Origin of the sequence: Leisingera sp. NJS204 (assembly GCF_004123675.1) — a bacterium.
Taxonomy (GTDB): domain Bacteria; phylum Pseudomonadota; class Alphaproteobacteria; order Rhodobacterales; family Rhodobacteraceae; genus Leisingera.
The window spans coordinates 79,842-103,413 of the sequence record NZ_CP035419.1; the positions used below are offsets into that span (position 1 = coordinate 79,842).

General features: G+C 61.8%; 17 protein-coding genes and 1 pseudogene. All 18 read left to right on the top strand.

All coding sequences use genetic code 11. From position 1 onward, the window contains the following. Window positions 1-16: 16 nt before the first annotated feature. The 18 genes and pseudogenes from tssA to tssK all read left to right on the top strand — a co-directional run bounded on the left by tssA (window position 17) and on the right by tssK (window position 23,566). The gene (gene tssA, locus ETW24_RS21680) at window positions 17-1,090 is read left to right on the top strand and encodes a type VI secretion system protein TssA (protein WP_129373173.1); all 1,074 of its coding nucleotides are present in this window, start codon (window positions 17-19) and stop codon (window positions 1,088-1,090) included. Window positions 1,091-1,160: 70 nt separating this feature from the next. Then, the gene (gene tssB, locus ETW24_RS21685; RefSeq protein WP_129373174.1) at window positions 1,161-1,676 is read left to right on the top strand and encodes a type VI secretion system contractile sheath small subunit; all 516 of its coding nucleotides are present in this window, start codon (window positions 1,161-1,163) and stop codon (window positions 1,674-1,676) included. Between the two features lie 15 nt (window positions 1,677-1,691). Continuing rightward, window positions 1,692-3,188, top strand: coding sequence for a type VI secretion system contractile sheath large subunit (tssC, locus tag ETW24_RS21690; RefSeq protein WP_129373175.1), 1,497 nt, complete (start codon window positions 1,692-1,694; stop codon window positions 3,186-3,188). Window positions 3,189-3,255: 67 nt separating this feature from the next. After that, window positions 3,256-3,756 (top strand): Hcp family type VI secretion system effector, encoded by a 501-nt coding sequence (locus ETW24_RS21695; RefSeq protein WP_129373176.1) that lies wholly within the window; start codon window positions 3,256-3,258, stop codon window positions 3,754-3,756. 90 nt (window positions 3,757-3,846) lie between these two features. Continuing rightward, on the top strand, window positions 3,847-4,650 hold the full coding sequence (locus ETW24_RS21700; RefSeq protein ID WP_129373177.1) for a type VI secretion system accessory protein TagJ: 804 nt from the start codon (window positions 3,847-3,849) through the stop codon (window positions 4,648-4,650). Beyond that, on the top strand, window positions 4,643-5,140 hold the full coding sequence (gene tssE / locus ETW24_RS21705) for a type VI secretion system baseplate subunit TssE (RefSeq protein ID WP_129373178.1): 498 nt from the start codon (window positions 4,643-4,645) through the stop codon (window positions 5,138-5,140). The genes ETW24_RS21700 and tssE overlap by 8 nt, the downstream gene beginning before the upstream one ends. A gap of 1 nt (window position 5,141) precedes the next feature. Beyond that, a complete protein-coding gene (gene tssF / locus ETW24_RS21710; protein WP_129373179.1) occupies window positions 5,142-7,019 on the top strand; it encodes a type VI secretion system baseplate subunit TssF in 1,878 nt (625 codons plus the stop codon). Continuing rightward, window positions 6,983-8,038 carry a type VI secretion system baseplate subunit TssG gene (tssG, locus tag ETW24_RS21715; protein ID WP_129373180.1) on the top strand — a complete coding sequence of 352 codons (1,056 nt, stop codon included), beginning with the start codon at window positions 6,983-6,985 and terminating at the stop codon, window positions 8,036-8,038. Before tssF ends, tssG begins: the two co-directional genes overlap by 37 nt. A gap of 1 nt (window position 8,039) precedes the next feature. Continuing rightward, window positions 8,040-10,763 carry a type VI secretion system ATPase TssH gene (gene tssH / locus ETW24_RS21720; protein ID WP_129373181.1) on the top strand — a complete coding sequence of 908 codons (2,724 nt, stop codon included), beginning with the start codon at window positions 8,040-8,042 and terminating at the stop codon, window positions 10,761-10,763. A gap of 35 nt (window positions 10,764-10,798) precedes the next feature. Further along, window positions 10,799-12,046 (top strand): hypothetical protein, encoded by a 1,248-nt coding sequence (locus tag ETW24_RS21725; protein WP_237454798.1) that lies wholly within the window; start codon window positions 10,799-10,801, stop codon window positions 12,044-12,046. Between the two features lie 69 nt (window positions 12,047-12,115). Next, the gene (locus ETW24_RS21730) at window positions 12,116-12,970 is read left to right on the top strand and encodes an ion transporter (protein WP_129373182.1); all 855 of its coding nucleotides are present in this window, start codon (window positions 12,116-12,118) and stop codon (window positions 12,968-12,970) included. Next, window positions 12,963-13,460, top strand: a pseudogene (tssB, locus tag ETW24_RS25000) (type VI secretion system contractile sheath small subunit); the annotation flags it as partial. The gene ETW24_RS21730 and the pseudogene tssB (ETW24_RS25000), both read left to right, overlap by 8 nt. 549 nt (window positions 13,461-14,009) lie before the next feature. Further along, on the top strand, window positions 14,010-17,585 hold the full coding sequence (locus ETW24_RS25260) for a type VI secretion system contractile sheath domain-containing protein (protein WP_368075972.1): 3,576 nt from the start codon (window positions 14,010-14,012) through the stop codon (window positions 17,583-17,585). Window positions 17,586-17,649: 64 nt separating this feature from the next. Next, window positions 17,650-19,761, top strand: coding sequence for a type VI secretion system Vgr family protein (locus tag ETW24_RS21755; protein WP_129373183.1), 2,112 nt, complete (start codon window positions 17,650-17,652; stop codon window positions 19,759-19,761). A 9-nt stretch (window positions 19,762-19,770) separates the two neighbouring features. Next, window positions 19,771-20,379 carry a DUF6931 family protein gene (locus ETW24_RS21760; protein ID WP_129373184.1) on the top strand — a complete coding sequence of 203 codons (609 nt, stop codon included), beginning with the start codon at window positions 19,771-19,773 and terminating at the stop codon, window positions 20,377-20,379. A 15-nt stretch (window positions 20,380-20,394) separates the two neighbouring features. Then, a complete protein-coding gene (locus ETW24_RS21765; protein WP_129373185.1) occupies window positions 20,395-20,694 on the top strand; it encodes a PAAR domain-containing protein in 300 nt (99 codons plus the stop codon). A gap of 8 nt (window positions 20,695-20,702) precedes the next feature. After that, window positions 20,703-22,178: a type VI secretion system-associated FHA domain protein TagH gene (tagH, locus tag ETW24_RS21770; protein WP_129373186.1), complete on the top strand. Its 1,476-nt coding sequence runs from the start codon at window positions 20,703-20,705 to the stop codon at window positions 22,176-22,178. 47 nt (window positions 22,179-22,225) lie between these two features. Further along, window positions 22,226-23,566, top strand: a complete 1,341-nt coding sequence (gene tssK, locus ETW24_RS21775) for a type VI secretion system baseplate subunit TssK (protein ID WP_129373187.1) — start codon at window positions 22,226-22,228, stop codon at window positions 23,564-23,566. The last annotated feature ends 6 nt before the right edge of the window (window positions 23,567-23,572 follow it).

Genomic DNA, 23,572 nt, shown 5'->3' on the forward strand with positions numbered 1-23,572 from the left:
GGGGGCAAGCAAGACAATGGATCCAGCAGCATTACTGCAATCCAAAGGGGACGACGCGCCCAGCGGCGAGAACCTCGAATACGATCCAGCCTTCACGGAGATGGAGCTGGCGGCCCAGCCGGGGGAAGAATCGGTGGTGGGCAACGAGACGATCGAGGCCACGGATCCGGATTACCGCGAAGTTCAGAAGAAAGCGCTGGAAGTGCTGGAGCGCAGCCATGATCTGCGTGCTGCAGTGTTCCTGGGCGATGCGCTGCTGCATTCCGAAGGGCTGGCAGGCTTTGCCGATGCGACCGCCTATATCCGCGGCTGCCTGGCGGAGTTCTGGGAGAGCTGCCATCCGGAGCTGGATGAGGACGACGGCGACCCGACCATGCGGATCAATGCGATCCAGGATTTATGCGGCCAGCCGGACGGGATGGCGGGGCCATCGCCGCTCTACCGCTCCTTGCGCCGGGCGCCGTTGAGCGAAAGCCGCGGCTTTGGCCGGTTCTGCCTGCGCGACATTGAGATTGCCGAAGGGGTGGTGACCGCCCCCGAAAACATGGAGCATATTCCGGACACGGCTACTATCGGCGCGGCCTTTCAGGACAGCGACGAAGAAATCGTGTCTGCAAGGCTTGCGGCAATCGTGGCGGCGGAAGAGAATGTCCGGGCAATCTCAGCGGTGTTCGATGAGCAGACACCGGGGCAGGGCCCGGATCTGAGTGCGCTGATCAAGTTGCTGCAGCAGATCGCCAAGCGCATTCGTGAGTATGCTAACATGAGTGCTGAGGAAGGCGCCGGCGATGACGACGCTGCAGAGGATGCAGCGGCTGACGAGGGCGGCGCGGCCGCGCCGGCTGCTGGCGGCAGCGCTGCGGCGGCAGCGCCGGGGGTGATCAATTCGCCCATGGATGTGTCCAATGCGCTGGACCGTATCATTGCCTATTACCGGCGGCGGGAGCCGTCGAGCCCGCTGCCGATCCTGCTGGAGCGGGCGAAGAAACTGGTGGGGGCCGACTTCCTCACCATTATGAATGACATGGCCCCGCAGGGGGTGGAGAATGTCCACCTTATCGGCGGGATCGACGAAAATGACGACGACTGACGGACGCGGAATATGCAGCGGCGGAACGGGCCGCGGCAACCGTGAAAGCAAGACGAGTAAGGAGACCTAGATGGCCGGAAGTTCACAGAAATTCATCGCCCGCAACCGGGCACCAAGGGTCCAGATCGAATATGACGTCGAGCTGTATGGAGCCGAGAAGAAGGTGCAGCTGCCGTTTGTGATGGGCGTGATGAGCGACCTGGCGGGCAAATCCGAAGTGGAGCAGCCCGCAGTTGCGGACCGCAAGTTCCTCGAAATCGACGTGGACAACTTCGATGACCGGATGAAGTCGATGGCGCCGCGCGCCGCCTTCACGGTGCCCAACACGCTGACCGGCGAGGGCAACCTGGCGGTCGACATCACGTTTGAGAGCATGGACGATTTCAAGCCTGCCGCGATTGCCGCCAAGGTGGAGCCGCTGCGCGAGCTCTTGGAAGCGCGCACCCAGCTCAGCAACCTGATGACCTATATGGACGGCAAGACCGGCGCCGAGGATCTGATCTCGAAGATCATTCAGGACCCGAGCCTGCTGAAGACGCTGGCAGCGCAGCCGAAACCCGGCGGCGACGCCGAGAGCGAAGAATAAGAGAGGAGGACAGAGATGGCTGAAGAAGAACTCCAGGCGGAAGCCGCTGCTGGTGAAGCCGCCTTTGGCTCTGCCGAATTTGCAAGCCTGCTGCAAAAGGAATTCCGCCCCAAGTCGGACCAGGCCAAGACGGCCGTTGAAAGCGCGGTCAAAACCCTGGCCGAGCAGGCGCTGGCAAACACCGCGCTGGTGTCCGATGACGCGTTGCGCTCGATCGAGAGCATTGTGTCGGCAATTGACGCGAAGCTGACCGAGCAGGTCAATCTGATCCTGCACAACGCGGACTTCCAGCAGCTGGAAAGCGCCTGGCGCGGGCTGCACTATCTGGTCAACAACACCGAGACCGATGAACAGCTGAAAATCCGGGTGATGCCGATCACCAAAAAGGAAATGTCGAAGACCCTGAAGAAATTCAAGGGCACGGCATGGGACCAGTCGCCACTGTTCAAGAAAATCTACACCGAGGAATTCAGCCAGCTGGGCGGTGAGCCTTACGGCTCCCTCGTGGCGGATTACCATTTCGACCACTCGCCGCCGGACATCGAACTGCTGGGTGAAATGTCCAAGATCGCCGCGGCCGCCCATGCGCCGCTGATCACCGGCGCCAAGCCGACTCTGTTCCAGATGGACAGCTGGTCGGAACTGTCGAACCCGCGCGATCTGACCAAGATTTTCCAGACCCCGGAATATGCCGCCTGGCGCTCCTTGCGCGACAGCGAGGATGCGAAATACGTCGGTCTGGCCATGCCGCGGTTCCTGGGCCGTCTGCCCTATGGCTCGAAAACCGATCCGGTGGACGAGTTTGCCTTTGAGGAAGACACCGCAGGCGCCACCAGCGAGAAATACGGCTGGGTCAACGCGGCCTATGGCATGGCGGTGAACATCACCCGCTCGTTCAAGATGTACGGCTGGTGCTCGCGGATCCGCGGCGTGGAAAGCGGCGGCACGTTGGAAAACCTGCCCTCGCATACTTTCCCGACCACCGATGGCGGCGTCGATCAGAAATGCCCGACCGAGATTGCCATTGACGACCGGCGCGAGGCGGAACTGGCGAAGAACGGCATGATGCCGCTTATTCACCGTAAAAACACCGATGTGGCCACCTTTATGGGCGCGCAATCACTGCACAAACCGGCGGAATATGACGACCCGGATGCTTCTGCCAACGCCAATCTGGGCGCGCGGCTGCCATATCTGTTCGCCACATGCCGGTTTGCGCACTATCTGAAGTGCATGGTGCGGGACAAAGTCGGCTCGTTCAAAAGCCGTCAGGACATGGAATCCTGGCTGCAGGACTGGATCAACAACTATGTTGATTTCAACGCGGATATCTCTTCGGAGAACGAGAAGGCGCGCAAACCTCTGGCCGCAGCCGAAGTGGTTGTGGAAGAGGTCGAGGGCAACCCGGGGTATTACACCTCAAAATTCTTCCTGCGCCCGCATTACCAGCTTGAGGGGCTTTCTGTCTCGCTGCGGCTGGTATCCAAACTGCCCTCGGAAAAGGGAGGCTGATTTTCCACTCCCCAGCCTCAAACGATCATAGCGCAGTAGAGATCTTAGTTATTGAAAGGATAGAAAAATGGCTGCTAACATGTTTGTGCAAATCTCGGATGTCGATGGTGACGCCACAGAAGAACAGCACAAGAAATGGATCGTCATTCAGTCCGCAAGCTGGAATGTCGAGCGTGCCGTTGAAATGACCGATCTGGGTTCGACCCAGCGGATGCATGCAAATTCGAACTTCGGCAAAATCGAACTGACCTCGCAGATGGGCAAAGCGTCCAACGGTCTGGCGCTGTCGGTGGCAAATGGCACCGTGCGCCCGGAAATCATCATGCATTGGTGCCGGTCGGGTGACAGCGCCAGCGCAGGCCTGCTGGTCTATTCGGTCTGGAAGCTGAAAGACGTGGTGATCGACAGCTACTCGATCTCGGGCAGCGAAGACGGCATCCCGGAAGAGACCTGGTCGCTGGCTTATGCCTCGATCGAGCATGAGTACAAATCGACCAACCAGAAAACCGGTAAACTGACCACTGAAGGCACCTTCAAGTGGAACGTTCAGACCGGCAAGGTCGAGTAAAACCAATGGCTGGCCCCGGGCGTATTTCATGCCCGGGGTCTGTTTTTCTGACGTATTTGCAGCATCCACCCCAGTTGCGGAGTAGACCCCATGACACCCGAAGAGCATCTGAAAGCTGGTGATCCCAGGGCGGCGCTGGAGGCGCTGCAGCAAAAAATCCGGGGTGATGCGAGCAACGCCAAGCTGCGGGTGTTCCTGTTTCAGCTGCTGTGCGTTCTGGGCGACTGGAACCGGGCGATTGCCCAGCTGAAGGCGGCGGCGGGACTGGATGAAGGTGCCACGGTGATGGCGCAGGCCTACCGTGAGGCGATCATCTGCGAGGTCTACCGCGAGAAGGTTTTTGCCGGTGAAAAATCGCCGCTGATCCTGGGCGAGCCTGAGGAATGGCTGGCGCATCTGATCGAAGCCCAGAAACTGCTGGCAACCGGCAATCCCACAGAAGCGGCGGAGCTGCGCGCCAAGGCCTTTGATGCGGCCCCGGCCAGTTCCGGCGAAGTCAACGGCAAGAAATTCGACTGGATTGCGGACGCCGACATGCGGCTGGGTCCGGTGCTGGAGGCGGTGATCAACGGCAAATACTACTGGCTGCCGTTTGCGCAGATCGTCTCATTCGAGGCCGAGGAGCCGAGCGATTTGCGCGATGCGGTCTGGACCGCCGGCACGCTGACCCTGGCGGGCGGCGGTTCGGTGGCAGCGATGATTCCGACGCGCTACCCCGGATCCGAGAAGGCGGACGGATTGTCGATGCTGGCGCGTGCCACAGTGTGGCAGGATGCCGGCGCGGAAACCTACACCGGTCTTGGACAGCGGCTGCTGGCGATCGGCGATGAAGATATTGCCATCATGGATGTGCGCACACTCCGGATGGATGGGCATGACATAGAGAATGGCTGACAAAACTCTGGCCGAGCGCCTGCAGCCGTCGCTGCTGGACCGGCTGACCGACAATGCACCTGGCGATCAGAAGGAAACCCGCGAGAGCCGGGTTATAGATCTGTCGCGGCTGCGGGAAATCATCCAGCGCGATCTGTCCTGGCTGCTGAACACCCAGAATGTCGAAAGCCATTTTGATGCGCAGAAATATCCGTCGGTGTCGGCTTCGGTGCTGAACTACGGGCTGATCGAAGTGGCCGGCGAAGCCTCGACCAGTGAAAAGGCCGAAGCGATCCGCCAATCGATCAAACAGGCGATTGCAACCTATGAGCCGCGGATCATCGAAGGCTCGGTGGATGTGCGGCTGCAGGATGGCACTGATGCGACCGAGATGACCGTGGGGCTGGAAATCCGCGCCGACATGTGGGCGCAGCCGATGCCGCTGGAGCTGTATTTGCGCAGCAAGGTCGATCTGACCACCGGCGAAGTGGAAATGGAAAGGGCCCTGTAAGATGGATACACGGCTGCTGACCCATTACGAGAACGAGCTGAACTACCTGCGCGACATGGGCGGGGAGTTTGCGGCTGCCTATCCCAAGATCGCGGCGCGGCTGGGGATGGAAGGGGTTGAGGTTCTGGACCCCTATGTGGAACGGCTGCTGGAGGGGGCGGCGTTTCTGACTGCCCGCGTCCAGCTGGAGCTGGAGCTGCAGTATCCGAATTTCACCTCGAACCTTTTGGAAATCATCTATCCGCATTACCTGGCGCCGACGCCGTCGATGATGATTGCGTCGTTTGAGCCGGATGTGGCGAATTCAGCGGTCAAAAGCGGCTATGTGCTGAAGCGCGGATCGACCCTGCGGTCGCGGCTGACCGAGGGCGAGCAGACGCCTTGCGAGTTCCGCACCTCTGCCGATCTGACCATGTGGCCGATCCAGATCACCGAGGCGCAGTATATCGACGGGCGCGGCGAGCTGGTCGCGGCGGGCGTTGCCGCAGGATATGACGCCCGCGCGGGCATCCGGCTGCGGGTCAAGCGGATTGACGGCGATCCGATCAGCAAGCTGGGGTTGGATGATCTGTCGCTGTATCTGACCAGCGAGGCGGGCAACAGCTGGCCGCTGCTGGAACTGCTGTGCACCCAGGTGCAGGGAATTGTTGCGCGCTCCACCGACCGGCGGGCGGATTGGCAGCTGCCATTGCGCGGCGCCAAAGTGGTGCAAAAAGGCTTTGGCCCGGAGGAGGCGCTGCTGCCGCTGCCGCGCCGGGTCTATGACGGCTACCGGCTGCTGCAGGAGTATTTTGCGATGCCGGAGCGGTTCCGTTTTGTGGAACTGCAGGGGCTGCAGGAGGGGTTGAAGAAATCCGCGGGCGACGAAGTGGATCTGTATATCCTGCTGCGCGAGGGAATGCCGGAGATTGCCCCGATCGTGGTGCCGGATGTGTTCAAGCTGAACACGGTGCCGGCCGTGAACCTGTTTGAAAAACGCTGCGACCGGGTGCGGATTGCGCCGATCGATACCGAGCACCACGTGATCCCGAACCGGACTGCGGGCCTGGATTTTGAGATTTACGGGCTGAACAGCGTGGTCGGGATCAGCGGCGAGGGGGAGGACGACGTAATCTTCCGCCCGTTCTATTCGGCCAATGATTTCACCGCCGCGGGCGAAAGCCACCCGGCCTATTACACCGTCAAACGGCGGATGCGGCAGCGCTCGGAAAAGGAGCGCTTGCGCGGGGTGCGCAGTTCCTACCTGGGGTCGGAAGTCTATCTGACGCTGGTGGACCGGTCGCAGGTGCCCTACTCCTCGGGGCTGGAACAGCTGGCGGTCAACGCGCTGTGCACCAACCGCGACCTGCCGATGCTGCTGGCCACCGGCAATGACGATGTGTTCCATCTGCCCGAAGGCGGGCCGGTGCGCAAAGTGACGCTGCCGGTGTCGCCAACCCGCCCGCATCCCACCCTGGCGCAGGGCGATACCGCCTGGCGGCTGATCTCGCACCTCAGCCTCAACTACGTGTCGATTGCCGAGACCGGCAAGGGCCAGTCGGCGGAAGCGCTGCGCGAGCTGGTCGGGCTTTATGCGCCCTTGGGCGACCGGGTGACAGAAAAGCAGCTGGAGGGGATCCTGTCGGTGGGCGCACGCCCCATCGTGCGCCGGATGAGCGACGAGATCCTGTCGACCGCTGTGCGCGGGCTGGAGATCACCCTGGGCTTTGACGAGAGTTATTTCGAGGGCAGCAACATCTATGTGCTTGGGGCCGTGCTGGAGCGGTTCATGCGCGGCTATGCCAGCATCAACTCATTCACGGAGACAGTCCTGAAGACTGAAAAACGCGGGGAAATTGCCAGATGGCGACCGGAAAAGGGCCTCGGCCGGACGATCTGAGCCTGTATGGCCGATTGGCCATGGCGCCTGAAAAGCACCATGTTTTTCAAGCCCTGCGGGTGTTGGAGGCGCATTTCAATGACGCCCCGCGCCTGGGCGAAAGCCGCCGCCCGCGCGAGGACAAGCTGCGTTTGGGGCAAGAGGCGGAACTGGCGTTCCCGCCCTCGACCATTGCGGATTTCAAACCGGCCGAGGGGGGCAAACCGGCGGTTCTGACCAACCGTTTTTTCGGTCTGTTCGGACCGCAGGGGCCGCTGCCGCTGCATCTGACCGAATACGCCCGCGACCGCAAAAGGAACCACCGCGACCCGACGATGGTGGCCTTTGCCGACATGCTGACGCACCGGCTGATGAGCCTGCTGTACCGGGCCTGGACCCAAGGGTCTCCGGCGGTCAGTTTTGACCGGGCCGATGATCCGATGGCGCGCAAGGTGTCGTCGCTGATCGGCTATAACGGATTTAAATTCGGCGACCGGGACGACATGCCGGATCTCGCCAAGCTGCATTTTGCCGGCCATCTGGCCAAGGGTGCCAAGAATGCCGAGGGGCTGGTGTCGATCCTGTCGGCGTTTTTTGAGGTGCCGGTGCAGCTGGAGGAATTTGTCGGCAGCTGGCTGGAACTGGAGCCGGACGACCGCTGGCAGCTGGGCTATGGCGGATTGGGGCACAGCACCAGCATCGGCAACAAGGTCTGGAGCCGCTCCGCCAAGTTCCGCATCCGGATCGGGCCGTTGAAACTGGAAGATTACGAGCGGCTGCTGCCGGGCGGCGAGGCTTTGAAACGGCTGCGCGCGATTGTGCGCTCATATGCCGGGGATTTTCTGGATTGGGACGTGAACCTGATCCTGGCAGGCGACGAGGTGCCGCGCGCGTCTTTGGGCGGCACCACCCGGCTGGGGCATACCAGCTGGATCCGGTCGCGCCCCGACCCGGACGCGGACCAGCCGGACGTGAATGATTTATACCTGTACCCGGGATTTGGCGCCGGGGCTGACGAGCGAATAGAGGGAGGGATTTAAGATGACCGAGATCAGCCGCGTGGCGCTGTTTGGCAAGCTGAACAAGCTGGGATACCAGGCCGTGGAAAGCGCAACCGTGTTCTGCAAGATGCGGGGCAACCCCTATGTCGAACTGGTGCATTGGCTGCATCAGCTTTTGGCGCAGCAGGACAGCGACATTCACCGGATCATTCAGCATTATGATTTGGATGCCGGCAAGATTGCCACCGAACTGACCCGTGCTTTGGACATGCTGCCGCGCGGGGCGTCGACGATCTCGGATCTGTCGGACCATCTGATGGATGCAATGGAACGCGGCTGGGTCTGGGGATCGTTGCTGTATTCGGCAGGCCAGGTGCGCAGCGGTCATTTGCTGTTGGGCATGCTGAAGACACCGGCCCTGCGCAACATCCTGTCAAATATGTCGCCGGAGCTGGCCGGGATCGGCGCTGATGATCTGGCGGATAACTTCAACGATGCCACTGATGGTTCGCCCGAGGAACGGATGGGCGCGCAGGATGGGTCGAATGTCACCGGCGGCGGTGCGGAACCGGGCGAGGCTTCCGGGTCGATGGCGCCGGGCGCAATGGGCAAGGGCGAGGCGCTGGAGCAGTTCTGCACCGACCTGACCGAGCAGGCGCGCAACGGCGAGATTGACCCGATTGTCGGCCGGGATGAGGAAATCCGTCAGATCGTCGATATCCTGATGCGCCGCAGGCAGAACAACCCGATCCTGACCGGCGAGGCGGGGGTCGGCAAAACCGCGGTGGTCGAGGGATTCGCGTTGCGGATTGCCCGCGGCGATGTGCCGCCTGCGCTGCAGGATGTGCGGCTTTTGGTGCTGGATGTGGGCTTGTTGCAGGCTGGCGCCAGCATGAAGGGCGAGTTTGAAAACCGCCTGCGCCAGGTGATTGACGAGGTGCAGGCAAGCCCGGTGCCGATTGTAATGTTTGTCGATGAGACCCACACGCTGGTGGGCGCCGGCGGCGCGGCAGGCACCGGCGATGCGGCGAACCTCTTGAAACCAGCACTGGCGCGCGGCACCCTGCGCACCATCGGTGCCACCACCTGGGCCGAATACAAGAAATACATTGAGAAAGATCCGGCGCTGACCCGCCGCTTCCAGGTGGTGAAGGTGGATGAGCCGGGCATTCAGAAGGCAATCCTGATGATGCGCGGCATCGCCTCGATGCTGGAAAATCACCACCGGGTGCAGGTGCTGGACGAGGGGATCGAGGCTGCGGTCAGCCTGTCGGCGCGCTACATCCCGGCACGCCAGCTGCCCGATAAATCCGTCAGCCTTCTGGATACCGCCTGTGCCCGCGTGGCGGTCAGCCAGCACGCGGTTCCGGCTGAAGTGGACGACAGCCAGCGCCGGATCGAGGCGCTGACCACCGAACTGGAGATCATCGGCCGGGATGAAACCGCAGGCTATGAGGTCGCAGACCGGCGCGCGGCGGCGGAGGCCGCCAAGGCGGCTGAGGAGGAACGGCTGGCCGGGCTGACCGAACGCTGGGACAAGGAAAAGGCAGTTGTCGAGGGCATTCTGGACCTGCGCGCCAAGCTCCGGGAGGGGGCCGCGCCCGTGGACACAGCCCCGGATACTGGGGAAGACGGCGCAGAGGGCGCTGCCGATAGCCCGCTGTCCGATGAAGACCGCGCAGAACTGATGCAGCAGTTGAAGGACAAGAACGCTGAGCTGGAGACGCTGCAGGGCGACAGCGCGCTGATCCTGCCGATTGTCGACCATCAGGCGGTGGCGAGCGTGGTGGGCGACTGGACCGGTATTCCAGTGGGCCGCATGGTCAAGGACGAGATCGAAACCATTCTGAACCTGGAAGAACATCTGGCGAAACGGGTGATCGGCCAGGATCACGCGATGAAGATGATCGCCAAACGGATCCAGACCAGCCGCGCCGGGCTGGACAATCCGAACAAGCCGATCGGGGTGTTCATGCTGGCTGGCACCTCGGGCGTGGGCAAGACCGAAACCGCGCTGGCGCTGGCCGAGGTGCTGTATGGCGGTGAACAGAACGTTATCACCATCAACATGTCGGAATATCAGGAAGCCCATACCGTCAGCAGCCTGAAAGGCGCGCCTCCGGGTTATGTCGGTTACGGCGAGGGCGGGGTGCTGACCGAAGCGGTGCGGCGCAAGCCCTATTCCGTGGTGCTGCTGGACGAGGTTGAAAAGGCGCACCCGGATGTGCATGAGATCTTTTTCCAGGTCTTTGACAAGGGCGTGATGGAAGACGGCGAGGGCCGTATCATCGATTTCAAGAACACGCTGATCCTGCTGACGTCGAATGTGGGCACCGAAACGATCATGGATCTGTGTTCGGACCCGGACCTGATGCCGGAGCCGGAGGGCATGGCAAAAGCACTGCGCGATCCGCTGGTCAAAGTGTTCCCGCCGGCGCTGCTGGGGCGCCTGGTGGCGATCCCCTATTATCCGCTCAGCCCGGAGATGATCGGCGAGATCACCAAGCTGCAGCTGGGCCGGATCCAGAAACGGGTGCAGGAGTCGCATGGGGTGCCGTTTGAGTATTCGGACGCCGTGGTGGAAGAGATCGTCAACCGCTGCCAGGAGCTGGACAGCGGCGGCCGGATGATCGACGCGATCGTCACCAACACCATGCTGCCGGATATCTCAAACGAATTTCTGCGCCGCCTGATGGAGGGCAAGGACGTCGAGAAAGTTGCTATCGGCGTCACCGACGGGGAATTTTCATACGCGTTTGACTGATCGCGTCCGAGAGTAATCAGTGGGAAGGAAATCCTATGGTTAAACATGTTGTTATGGACCTGAAAAACCTGGACATCAAAGTGTCCGGGCTGGAGATGGTGGAGCCGCCGAAACTATCGTTCAAGGTGGTGGTCGAACTGGATAAGAAAATGGAGAAGGGGGTCGAAAAAGACCCGCTTCTGCAGCAGGAATTCCATGCCGGTGCCGACGAGGTGCTGGAGCAGACCAAGGACACCATCGAGAAGAAGTGCAAGGTGTTTGACAAGCTGTTTGTCCAGATGGTGGCCAAGGGTGCCTCGGATAAGGACATGGAAAAACAGTTGAAAGGGCTGAATGACGCCATCAAAAATGACGTCAAAGTGGCCGAAAAGGGCGCCGAGCTGGCGGCGCAAAAGGCCTGGACCAGCCTGCAGAAGAAGAAAAAGGAATGGTCCAAGTTCAAGATCAAGATCGGCGTGTCCATTGCCGGCACCCTGGCCGGGCTGGCGGTGAGCATCGCCGCGATGGCGACCTCGCCGTTTTCCGGCGGCGCGGGCGCGGCCTTTGGCATCATCGGCCTGATCAAGTCCGGCGTCACACTGGCCAAAGACATTGGCAAGCTGGCGATCAATATCGATCAGTCCAAGACCATCCTGGTGAAAAACCTGGCGGTGGTGGAAAAGGCGGCCTCAAACAAGGCGCTGAATGCAGCAAACGAGGTGTCGGCGGCCGTGTTCCAGGAGTTCCTTGGGATCTCGCAGCCGTCGGTCAAGACGGTGGAGGATTCGGCAGATACGCTGAAGGCGAAATACGCCCAGATGGTCGTCAAAATGCATGACCTGTCCAAGAACCTGAACAAGATTCTGAAACAGCAGGAAAAGCTGAAGAAGGAATTCCTGGCCGAGGTCGGCAAGAAGCTGAAAAAGCATCCGATCAAGGACAAGAAGACCCAGCTGGTGATGATCAGCAAGGCGCTGGATACGGCCTTGGCGAAAAACTACGCCGAGGTTCAGAAAGCCATCGACAAAATCCAGATCATGTACGGCGATGCGCGCGGCTGGGCCAGCAATATCAAGGAGCTGATGAAGCGGGTGAAGGCACTGACGATCAAGGATCCCAAAGCGCTGAAGGTGTTCCGCGAGGGGTTGAAATTCGCTGCTCTGGCGCTGTCGCCGATTGACGGCAACTCGATTGCTACCGGCGCCAAGGATCTGGCCCTGGGCGTGGGCGGTGCGGTCGGCGGCTATGCCTACGACAAAATCACCAGCAAGGCGCTGGACGGGACCGTGTTCGACGCGGCCTGACAAATGATGCAAGACCGCCGGGCGCAGAACGTGCCCGGCAAGAATTGAAAGACCGGGTGGAGAAACAAATTGGACAGCAGCGCGCAAACCGAAGGGACGCTCCGGGACCGGGCCCGGGAATTTGTTGAGCGCCAATGGGTAACCAATACCATTCTGGGCATCATCATCTTCAATGCGATCACTCTGGGGCTTGGCACCTCTGCTGCGGTGCGGGCGCATGCGGGCGGTCTGCTGGATGTCATCGACACTGTTGTTCTGGGCATTTTTGTTCTGGAATTGGCGCTGAAGCTGTTTGCCTATGGCCTGCGCTTCTTTGCTTCGGCCTGGAATATCTTTGACTTGATTGTGGTCTCGTTCGGCTTGTTCCCGGACAGCCAGGGCCTGTCGGCGCTGCGCGGACTGCGGGTGGTGCGGGCGCTGCGGTTGCTGTCGGTCATCCCGCAGATGCGGGCGGTGGTACAGGCGCTGCTGGATGCCTTGCCGGGCATGGGCGCGGTGATCGTGATGATCTCTATCGTGTTTTATGTGTTCGGCGTGATGGCCACGATGATGTACGGGCAGGCCTTTGATGAATGGTTCGGCACCCTGGGCCGGTCGCTGTATTCGCTGTTCCAGATCATGACGCTGGAAAGCTGGTCAATGGGTATCGTGCGGCCGGTGATGGAGGAGTTCCCCTTTGCCTGGTCCTTCTTTGTGCCGTTCATCGTGATCACTGCGTTTTCGGTACTGAACCTGTTCATCGGCCTTCTGGTCAACACGATGCAGACCGCGGTGGAGGCGGACGCCGAGGCCGAATTCGAGAAACTGCGCAATCTGGTGAAATCGGAGACCGATGTGGTGGACGCGCATGTGAGGGAGCTGCACGAGGAGATCAAGGCGTTGCGGTCGGAAATTGCGCAGTTGAAAGGGCAGGGAAATGGCTGACAGCTCGCAAAAGTTTATTGCCCGCAACCGGGCGCCGCGCGTCCAGATTGAATATGACGTGGAGCTGTATGGCGCCGAAAAGAAGGTGCAGCTGCCCTTTGTGATGGGCGTGATGAGCGACCTTGCGGGCAAGTCCACGGTTGAGCAGCCGGCAGTTGCGGACCGCAAATTCCTGGAAATCGATGTCGACAATTTTGACGAACGGATGAAATCTATGGCGCCGCGCGCCGCCTTTACCGTGCCCAACACGCTGACCGGTGAAGGCAACCTGGCGGTCGATCTGACGTTTGAAAGCATGGCGGATTTTTCGCCCGGCGCCATTGCCGCCAAGGTGGATGCGCTGCGCCCGCTGCTGGAGGCGCGCACCCAGTTGCAGAACCTGATGGCCTATATGGACGGCAAGACCGGCGCCGAAACGCTGATTGAGACGATCCTGAACGACCCGTCGCTGCTGGCGGCTGTGTCGGCGCCGGCAGGAGAGGCCGGCAGCGCTGCGGCCTTGGACAGTCTGCGCAATCTGGAACTGCCTGAAGAAGAGGCAGATACCAGCGGCGATGTGCTGGCCGGGCTGGCGGCGGCGGCTCCGGAGGCTGCAGCGCCTGCGGATGCATCCGGCGGGATTCTTGACGCATTGCGCGACGCGGTGCCGGAGGATCAGGCGGCAGAGGATGCCTCGGCGGGGGTTCTGGAAGGTTTGCGGGATACGGCCCCGCAGGATGCTGCACCCAAAGATACATCCGCTGACGTGCTGGCGGGTCTAAGCGCCGCCGCACCGGCAGACCCCGAACCGGGGGATGATGCGGCGGATGCTTTGGCGGCTTTGGCTGCAACCGGCGTGCCGGAACCCGAAGAAGAGGATGGCGCAGCATCTGTTCTGAAGGGGCTGGCGCAGGCGGACGTGCCTGAAACGAAGGACGCGGATACTTCTGGCGATGTGCTGGCCGGGCTGGCGGCGCAGGAACCCGGGGACGCCGGCGCGGAGGATGTGTCCGGGATGGTGCTGGACAGCCTGGCAGCCGCGGACGTGCCGGAAGCTGAAATGGAAGATCATTCCGGTGTCCTGGATGCGCTCGCGGACGTTGATGTGCCGGAGCAGGCGGACACGGCGGCTGATGATGCGCTGGAAAGCCTCGCTGCGGTTGAAACTGCAGAGCAGCCCGCGGAGGATCACACTGGCATTCTGGACGGGCTGGCAGATCAGGCGCCGGAGGATGAAGCGGAAGATGATACCGCGGGTGCCGCCTTGGAAAGTCTGGCGGCGGCAGATGTGCCGGACGCGGATGTCTCTGATGCCTCCGCAGCGGTTCTGGATGAGCTGGCCGGCTTACAGCCGGAAGAGGCAGACGCCGATGATCCGGCGGAGGCAGCTCTGGAAAGTCTGACCCAGGTAGAGATCGCAGAAGACCAGGGCGAAGATATAACCGGTGTTCTAAGTGGACTTCCAGATGTTGATCCGGTTGCAGAGGATGACGGCAGCGAAGCCGCTGCGGCGCTGGACAGCCTGGCTGAAGCCGCCGTCGAAGACGGCATTGAAGACGGCGGCCCGGAGGATGGCCTGGAGGATGTTCTGGAAGGTCTGCTGGAAGACGCGGCGGAGGAGGAAGACAGCGGCAACGCGGCGGAGGATGCCCTGGACAGTCTGGCGCCGGTTGAGACTTCAGAAGCGCCGGAAGACGAGACCGTTGACGTATTGGAAGGGTTGCTGGCGGGCGGCCCGGAGCAAGATGAGGATCCAGGTGAAGATCTGAGCGCGTTGCTGGGCAGTCTTGAGACGCCTGAGGAAACGGACGGCCAGGACAGCGCCGCAGACGTGCTGGCCGGTCTGGCAGAGGATCATGCGGAGGACGCGTCCGAGGAGGAGGATGTCCTGGACGGTATCCTCGGCGGGCTGGAAGAACCGGAGGACGATGCCGGGGACAACGATCTGAGCGCTGCGCTGAACACATTGGAGGCGCCTGCAGAAGATGACGCCGGGGATGGCGGTCTGGATGACTTGCTCGCGGACCTTGGCAGCGATGCGCCCGAGGAGGGCGCCGCGGAAGACGTCCCGGATGACATACTGGCGGGCCTTACCGAAGGCGATGGCGGGCCAGATGGCGCAGATTTGGAATCGGACGCCTTGCTGGATGGCGGACGTGATGCGGAAGAGCCTGCCGGCGATGACGGTCTGGACAGTCTTCTAGGAGACCTGACGGACGATGATGAGCCTGCAGTCGAGGATGATGACCTTGATGCGATATTGAGTGATACGGACGAAGAGCCGTCAATGGGCGCAGAGGATAGCGGCGATGATTTGGACAGCTTGCTGGGCGGTCTGGACGCGTCGGACGAAAGCACCGCTGAAGAGGAAGAAGACAACAGCTTGGATGATCTGCTTGGCGGTTTGGACGATGATGGTGCCGCCGGTGATGAAGCGGCGGGCGATGATGATCTGGACGCGCTGCTGGGCGGGCTTGATGAGGACAGCGCGGAGGAGGCGGAAGACGCCAGCCTTGATGATCTTCTGGGCGATCTCGGCAGCGAGGAAGAAGAGGGCGATCTGGACGGTCTGCTGGCCGGCCTCGGCGAGGAGGCCTCGGCGGAGGAGGCGGCAGAAGACGCGGGTGCCGAGGATGATCTGGATGCGCTGCTGGGCGGGCTGGGAGATGCGGATTCCGATCTGGACAGCCTGATGGGTGATGATGGCGATATGGATCTGGACGATCTGCTGGGGGATCTTGGCGGTGAGGAAGAGGATGCCGGGGACACGGGGGGCGACGATCTGGATGCGCTGCTGGGGGACCTGGACGCCGGCGATGACGACCCCGGGGCAGAGGCTGCGGCGGTTGAAGTACCCGATGATCCCGAGTTCGCTTATGGCACCATGAGCGCGGACCGCCCTGATCCGCAGAAGCTGCAGCGCAAGCGGTTCCGGCTGGCCATTCTGGGTGATTTCTCAGGCCGCGCAGCCAAGGGGCAGCTGGAGACCGGCGACGGTCTGGCAGCCCGCAAGGCGATCCTGCTGGACCCGGATACGGTTGAGGATGTGATCGAGAGCTTTGCGGCTGAACTGGTGCTGCCGATCGGCAAGGACGGCGCCGGGATTGCGGTCAAGCTGGAGGATCTGGACGGTCTGCACCCGGATGAGCTGTATGAAAACGTTGAACTGTTTTCGGAATTGGTGGGGCTGCGCAAACAGCTGCAAAGCGGCGCGACAGCGGATCATGCGGCGGGCACGCTGAAGGCCTGGGCGGAGAAACACGGCACCAAGGCGCGGGCGCCAAAGCGGACCTCGGCGGGTAACTCAGTGCCGGCCGACAAACGGCTGAGCGCCTTTCAGCAGCTGATCGGGGCAACCGGCATCACCCCGCGCCCGGCCTCGCCGGTGGAGGAGCTGCTGGCGCGGGTCGTCGGCCCGCATATCCGGGCGCTGCCGGACCCCGATGTGGCGGCAATGCAAAAGGCGGTGGATGAGGCGCTGTCGGATGCGATGCGGCTGGTGCTGCACCATCCGGAGTTCCAGTCGGTGGAGGCGCAGTGGCGCTCGCTTGATCTGATGGCGCGCTCGATCGAGGATGACGATACGCTGGATGTGATGCTGTATGACATCTCGGCCGAGGAATTGGCGGTGGATCTGGCGGCGGAAGAAGACCTGTCGAAAACCGGATTTGTACGGCTGTTGACCGAAGAGCCGCTGGACGAGGAGAACGGGCGCGGCGGTTATTCGGCGCTGATCGGCATGTATCAGTTTGAGGAAACCCCGCCGCATGCGGAACTCTTGGGCCGGATTGCGCGGGTGGCGGCGCATGTGGATGCACCGTTCTTTGCCGCGATTTCGCCGGAGTTCCTGAAGACCCCGAAGGCGGAGCGGCCCAAGCTGGTGGCCGATGCCTGGGATACGTTGCAGGGCATGGCGGAGGCCGGGCATCTGGGGCTGGTCAGCCCGCGGTTCCTGCTGCGGCGCCCATATGGTGAGAAGACTGAGCCTTGCTATGAATTTGATTTTGAGGAGTTTACTGAAACCGAGGGTCTGAAGGGCATGCTGTGGGCCAACCCGGTGGTGTTGGTGGCGATCCTGCTGGGGCGGTCGTTCCGGCAGAACGGGCCGTCGCTTCAACTGGGTAAAATCATGACTTTGGGGGAGATGCCCTATCATTATGTGAACGATAAGTTCGGCGATCAGGTGGCGCTGCCTTGCACCGAGCGCAATATTGATCTGGACAAGATTGCGCTGGCGCAGGAGCGCGGGTTCATGGCGGTGAGTGCGGTCAAGGGGCGGGACGAGGTGCGGCTGACCTCCTTCAATTCTCTGAAGGGCAGCGAGATCCTGGGCCCCTGGACCGGATTGCCGGCGCCGGAACCCTCGCCGCCGGATCCGCGCGGGCAGCCAAAGCCGGCCGAACCAGCGGACGGCGGCAATGATGAAGATGATTTGGATCTTGATCTGGATTTGGGCGGAGATGATGGGGATGATCTCGGCCTGGACGATCTGGACCTTGGAGACGACGGCGGGGATGACGATGGCCTCGGGGATCTGGACGACCTGTTGGCGTCGTTCGGGGACGACGACGATGATGATGACGGGGATGATGATGAAATGGATGCGGACCTCGCCGCGCTTTTGGATGATTTATGATGCGAATGTTTGAGAACACTGCCGGCGATTTCCGGCCCGGTTCCCGTCGCGGAAAGGAGGAGACATGGTTGTAAGCAAGGGCCATGAAAACGACCTCGCCTGGATGTCGGGGACATATTCCACCGACGGCCTGATGATGAGCCGTGCGATTGTGCGCGAGGGGCTGAGCAAGCTGACCGAGACCACAATTGAGTTTGCCGCGACCAAGAGCCAGCCCAAGCTTCAGGATCTGGTCGGCAAGCAGATGAATGTGCATGTGATGCGCCAGCAGACCGAGCATCAGTTCAACGGGCTGTGCATTTCGGTCGAGTATCTGGGCTTTCGCAACGGCTACGAGATGTATGTGGCGGAGGTGCGCCCCTGGTTCTGGCTGCTGACGCGGACCAGCGACTTGCGGGTGTTTCAGGAAAAGACGTCTGTCGATATCATCAAGCAGCTGTTCAGCGAGTACGGTTTCAGCGATTTCACCGACAAGCTGAGCGATTCTTACGAGGCGCGCGAATACTGCCTGCAATACCGCGAGAGCGATTATGCCTTCCTGTGCCGTCTGATGGAGGAAGAGGGGATATACTTCTACTTCGACAGTCCCATTGGCGATACCGCGATTGAAAAGCTGGTGCTGTGCGATGGTGTCAGCGGCCATGCGCCGATCAAGGGCGGCGCGGGTATTGAGTTCCACGCCCGCGATGACAGCGACCGGCGGCGCGAGGAGCATATCTCGGAATGGACCAAAGAAGAGATCCTGACCCGCGGCAAGGTCACGCTGAATGATTTCAATTTTGAAACGCCCTCGGCGGATCTGAAGGCGGCCACTGAAATACTTAAGGGCAGCCATTCCTACAAGAATTACGAAGTTTATGACTATCAGGGCCGGTATCCGTCCAAGACCCCATTGGGTGACAAACGCTCAAGGGTGCGGATGGAAGCGGAGGCGATCCGGCACATCCGCTGGCGCGGCGCCTCCAGTGTGGCGACCCTGGGCACCGGCAGCACCTTCACCATGGAAAAACATCCGGTGAAGGAGAACAACAAAGAATATCTCGTCATTGAGGCGGAGCATCATGTCAAGGTGGCCTGGGATTACGGCGAGCGGGAAAGCCAGAAAAAGAAAGAGATTGCGACCAAGGGGGCAATGCGGCGCGACCTGAAGGCGCGCAATATGGATGTGCCCGAGGAAATGGAGCATGACGTCTATGCATCGACTTTCAGCGCCATTTTGAAGGCCGATCAGTTCCGGGCGCCCTTGGTGACCCCCTGGCCGGAGGTGCAGGGGCTGCAGACTGCAACCGTGGTCGGCCAGAGCGGCGAAGAGATCTGGACCGACAAGCATGGCCGGATCAAGATCCAGTTCCATTGGGACCGGGAAGGCAAGATGAGTGAGACCTCTTCTTGCTTTGTACGGGTAGTGACACCCTGGTCCGGCAAGAACTGGGGCATGGTGGCGATCCCGCGGATCGGCCAGGAGGTTGTGATCCAGTTCGAAGACGGCAATCCCGACCGGCCGATCTGCACCGGCATGCTTTACAATGCTGAAACCATGCCGCCCTATACCTACCCCGATGATCAGACCCAGCTGGGGATCAAAACCAATTCCTCCAAGGGCGGCGGCGGCTATAACGAGCTGATGTTCGACGACAAGAAAGACAGCGAGCTGATGCGGGTGCAGGCGCAGAAGGATCACCAGATGCTGGTCAAGGACCGCTCGACGGTGACGGTGGGCATGGATGCGCCCGATCCGGAAGTGACCGGGGCGGATGAAAAGAGCTACCTGTTCACGGTTCAGCAGCACATGACGGAAACCGTGCATGAGGGCGACCGGACCGAGGTGGTGGAAACCGGCGACAAGTCCGAGACCATCCAGACCGGCAACATGACCCTGGACGTGGACACCGGCGACCTGACCGAAACCATTGCCAAGGGGGACCATTCGGAAACCGTGTCGCTGGGCAATCTGACGGTTGATGTGACCGCGGGCAAGATCGCCATGAGCGCCGGCCAGGAGATCAAGCTGACAGTGGGGGCATCTGAGGTAAAAATCGACAATTCCGGTGTTACGATCAAGGGGCCGATGATCAAGATCGAAGGCTCTGGAATGGTTGAGGCCAAGGCGCCGATGACCACCGTGAAAGGCGAGGCCATGCTGACCCTGAAGGGCGGCCTCACGATGATCAACTAGGTGGTGCAGATGTCGGCAAGATTTGAAAAGCTGGTGAAAATGCCCGCTGACCCGGTGGCCAAGCTGTTGTCACGGGCAAATGTCATATTGAAAACACCGCTGGAGGCGCCGCCCACGGCGCTGGCGGGAACTGTGCTGGAGGAGCTGGACCGCAAAGGCGCGCTGGTCGATCTGCTGCGGCTTTTGGCAGTGCTGCTGCCCCCGCGGGAGCGGGTCTGGTGGGCCTGTCTGGCGGCGCGCGATTACATCGGGCCGCGCTCGGACCAGGATCCGGCCTCGCTGACGGCGTCGGAGGCCTGGGTGTTTGAGCCATCCGAGGAAAACCGCGACAAGGCGCGTATCACCCTGGATCATGCCTATGTGGATGATGACACGGTGAATTGCGCGCTGGCGGTGCTCTATGCGGCCGGCACCCTGGGACCGGGAGAATTGAATCAATATCCCGCCCCCGCAGGCGCGTCCGAGGCGGCGGCCTTTGCCATGAATATGGTGGCCTTGGGTCAATTGTCTGATAAGTTTGAAGAACACGGCGGCGTTCTGATAGAGCGGGCGCTGGATATTGCGCGTGGCGGCAAGGGGCAGGTTGTCCAGGTGCCGGAAGCGGCAACGCAAAGCTGAGGGAGGATGTAAGTTATGGGAATGCCACAGGCCCGGATGACGGATCTGCATGCCTGCATGCTGCCCTCCACCCCGCCGCCGCCGGTGCTGCCGGTGCCGACGCCGATCCTGCCGCCCTGCGCGGTGACCGTGCTGGTGGGCGGTCTGCCCGCGGCGCGGGTCTCTGATATGTGTACCGCGGCGCCGCCGCACCCGATCGTCAAAGGGTCCGGCACGGTATTGATCAACAGCCTGCCTGCGGCGCGTATCATGGATACGGCAGCGTGCGGCGGCATGATCACCCTGGGGCAGGTCACCGTATTGGTGGGAGGATAAGCCCAGGCATGGGAGTGACACTGAAATTCCAAAGCTCGGGCGCAATGCCCGGCGATGCGGCCCCTGTTCCGATGCGGGGGCCGAGCCTGACTGTGGGCCGCGGCGCCAGCTGCGACCTGGTGCTGCCGGATCCGGACCAGCTGCTGTCGCGCAATCACTGCGTGATCGAGGATCACAATGGCAATGTGGTGGTGGTGGACCTCAGCTCCAACGGCACCTTTCTGAACTATTCCAAAATCCCGCTGGGCCGCACGCCGACGCCGCTTAACAATGGGGATGTGCTGTGCGTCGGCAACTATGAGCTGGTGGTGGAAATCCGCGATGATCTGGCGGATGTCGGCGGCATGATTGCTGCCCCCGCCGCGCAGGGGCCGGCCTCGCACGGCAATGCCGCCAATGCGCCGGATCCGCTGCAGCTGCTGGAAGACGCCGGGCCGGGCGGTGATTTCCTGGATGATCTGCTGGGCGAGGGGCTGAAGGGGCCTGCTCAGCTGAACCCGGTGGATCCGATCGATGAGCTGCTGCCGCCCCTGGGCGAGGAAGAAGATCCGTTCTTTCAAAAAGCCAGCGACGGACGCGAAGGGGAGGGGGCCAGTCTGGCCAACCACAACCCGACCGCTTCGGACGGGTTCGCGGTGCCTGCAGCACAGTCGAACATGATCCCGGACGATTGGGACGATGATTTCCTGTCCGGTATAGGCGAGCCGGAAACCCCGGTGCCTGCCCCCGATCCGCAACCTGCACCGCCGCCGCGGGAGGTTCCGCCCCCGGTGCCGGAAACCCCGCCCGCAGCGCCGCCGCCGGAAGTGCCGTCCGCACCGCCGACCGAGATACCGCCGGTGCAGGATACGGCTGCGGGGGAAGAGAAGACCATCGCGCCAGCGGCCCCGCCGTCAGCTGAGGCGCAGGACGCGGTGGCCGCGTTCCTCAAGGGTGCCGGCGCCGAAGTCAGCCTTGATCCGGCGGAACACGCCAGCACAATGGCGCGCATGGGCCGGGTGATGCGGACACTGGTTACCGGCCTGCGCGAAATCCTGATGACGCGGACCTCGATCAAGTCTGAATTCCGGATTGAACAGACAATGATCTCGGCGGGCGGAAACAACCCGCTGAAATTCTCGATCACGCCTGAACAGGCGGTTGAGGCGATGGTGCGCCCGGCGACCAAGGGTTACTTGTCGCCTGAAACCGCCGCTGAAGAGGCGCTGCGCGATATCAAGGCGCATGAGGTGGCGATGGTCACCGGCATGGAGGCGGCGCTGAAAGGTGTGCTGAAACGGCTCGACCCCAAGGCACTGGAAAGCCAGATCGAAACCAAAGGCGGCCTTAAGGGTCTTTTGCGCGGTAAAAAGGCGCAATACTGGGACGTCTATGAGCAGCTGTATGCGGAGATTTCCGATCAGGCTGAGAATGATTTTCACGACTTGTTCAGCCGCGAGTTCGCGCGTGCCTACAAGGATCAGCTGGACAGGCTGAAGGACTGATGCGCACCGCGCCGCTGGCGCGTGCCCGCAACTGAGAGGAGATCCCGGTGTCCTGGGACAGTAAAGTACTTTGGACGGAGGGGCTGTTTCTGCAGCCGCATCACTTCCAGCAGTCCGACCGCTATAACGAGGCGCTGGTTGCCGGGCTGGCGCGGCGGCTCGGCCCCTATGCCTGGGGTGTGAACGGGCTGGAAATCGACCATGAGGCGCTGAAGATCGGCCAGTTCGCGGTGAAGTCCTGCGAAGGGCTGACCCATGACGGCACGGTGTTCCGGGTGCCGATGGCGGATCCGCACCCGCCGGCGATGGAAGTGCCCTCGACGGTCAAGGATTGCATCGTCTATATCACCGTGCCCCAGCGCCGCCAGGGCGCCACCGAGGTAGACCTGAGCGGCGCCGAACGCTCCGCCAGCCGGTTGCGTCCGGACAAGCAGGAAGTGACCGATGTCACCTCGACCGAGCGCAAGCCGGTGGAGTTGGATGTGGGCAAGATGCGGCTGCAGTTTGCCCTGGAGGTGGACGATCTGGCCGATCTGCTGGCGATCCCCGTGGCGCGCATCATCGAGGTGCGCCCGGACAAGGAGATCGTGCTGGATCAGGCCTTTGTCCCGGCTTGCCTGGATGTGCGGGCGGCGCCTGCGCTCAGCGGTTTCCTGCGTGAGCTGGAGGGGCTGCTGGCGCACCGGATGGAGGCGCTGGCGGGCCGCTTGTCAGAGGCGGGCGGTGCCCGCGGGGTGGCGGATGTGTCGGACTTCATGCTGCTGGCGGTGGTCAACCGGATGCTGCCGCAGGTGCGCCATCTGCGCAATATCGAGAACCTGCATCCCGAACGCCTGTTCACCGCCTGTGCCGGGCTGGCCGGTGAGCTGTCGGTGTTCATGTCGACCGAAAAACAGGCGCCGGAGTTTCCGCCCTATACCCATGACAATCTGGTCGAATGCTTTGCGCCGGTGATCCGGGTGCTGCGCCAATACCTCAGCTCGGTTCTGGAGCAGACGGCGATCCCGATCAAGCTGGAGGCGCGCAAATACGGTATCTCGGTGGGGGTCATTGCCGACCGCAAACTGCTGGGCAATGCTGGTTTTGTACTGGCAGTCAGCGCCGACATTCCGGCCGAGGACGTGCGCAAGCATTTTTCCGGCCAGGCCAAGATCGGACCCGTCGAGGAGATCCGCCAGCTGGTGAATTCGGCGCTGCCGGGGATCACCCTGCGGCCCTTGCCGGTGGCACCGCGGCAGATCCCCTATCACTCCGGCGTGGTCTATTTCGAGATGGACGCGGACAGCCCCTATTGGCGCAAGATGACCACTTCGGGCGGCATCGCAGTGCATGTGTCTGGGCAGTATCCGGGGCTCAAGATGGAGCTTTGGGCGATCCGTAATGCATAAGGGAAG

Bases quoted from the DNA above. Each gene is read 5' to 3' on its own strand.
- tssC (WP_129373175.1), top strand. From the start codon at position 1,692: ATGGCTGAAGAAGAACTCCAGGCGGAAGCCGCTGCTGGTGAAGCCGCC.
- ETW24_RS21725 (WP_237454798.1), top strand. From the start codon at position 10,799: ATGGTTAAACATGTTGTTATGGACCTGAAAAACCTGGACATCAAAGTG.
- tssG (WP_129373180.1), top strand. From the start codon at position 6,983: ATGGCGACCGGAAAAGGGCCTCGGCCGGACGATCTGAGCCTGTATGGC.
- ETW24_RS25260 (WP_368075972.1), top strand. From the start codon at position 14,010: ATGGAAGATCATTCCGGTGTCCTGGATGCGCTCGCGGACGTTGATGTG.
- ETW24_RS21760 (WP_129373184.1), top strand. From the start codon at position 19,771: ATGTCGGCAAGATTTGAAAAGCTGGTGAAAATGCCCGCTGACCCGGTG.
- tssH (WP_129373181.1), top strand. From the start codon at position 8,040: ATGACCGAGATCAGCCGCGTGGCGCTGTTTGGCAAGCTGAACAAGCTG.
- tssE (WP_129373178.1), top strand. From the start codon at position 4,643: ATGGCTGACAAAACTCTGGCCGAGCGCCTGCAGCCGTCGCTGCTGGAC.
- ETW24_RS21765 (WP_129373185.1), top strand. From the start codon at position 20,395: ATGGGAATGCCACAGGCCCGGATGACGGATCTGCATGCCTGCATGCTG.
- tssB (WP_129373174.1), top strand. From the start codon at position 1,161: ATGGCCGGAAGTTCACAGAAATTCATCGCCCGCAACCGGGCACCAAGG.
- ETW24_RS21695 (WP_129373176.1), top strand. From the start codon at position 3,256: ATGGCTGCTAACATGTTTGTGCAAATCTCGGATGTCGATGGTGACGCC.
- ETW24_RS21755 (WP_129373183.1), top strand. From the start codon at position 17,650: ATGGTTGTAAGCAAGGGCCATGAAAACGACCTCGCCTGGATGTCGGGG.
- tssF (WP_129373179.1), top strand. From the start codon at position 5,142: ATGGATACACGGCTGCTGACCCATTACGAGAACGAGCTGAACTACCTG.
- tagH (WP_129373186.1), top strand. From the start codon at position 20,703: ATGGGAGTGACACTGAAATTCCAAAGCTCGGGCGCAATGCCCGGCGAT.
- ETW24_RS21700 (WP_129373177.1), top strand. From the start codon at position 3,847: ATGACACCCGAAGAGCATCTGAAAGCTGGTGATCCCAGGGCGGCGCTG.
- tssA (WP_129373173.1), top strand. From the start codon at position 17: ATGGATCCAGCAGCATTACTGCAATCCAAAGGGGACGACGCGCCCAGC.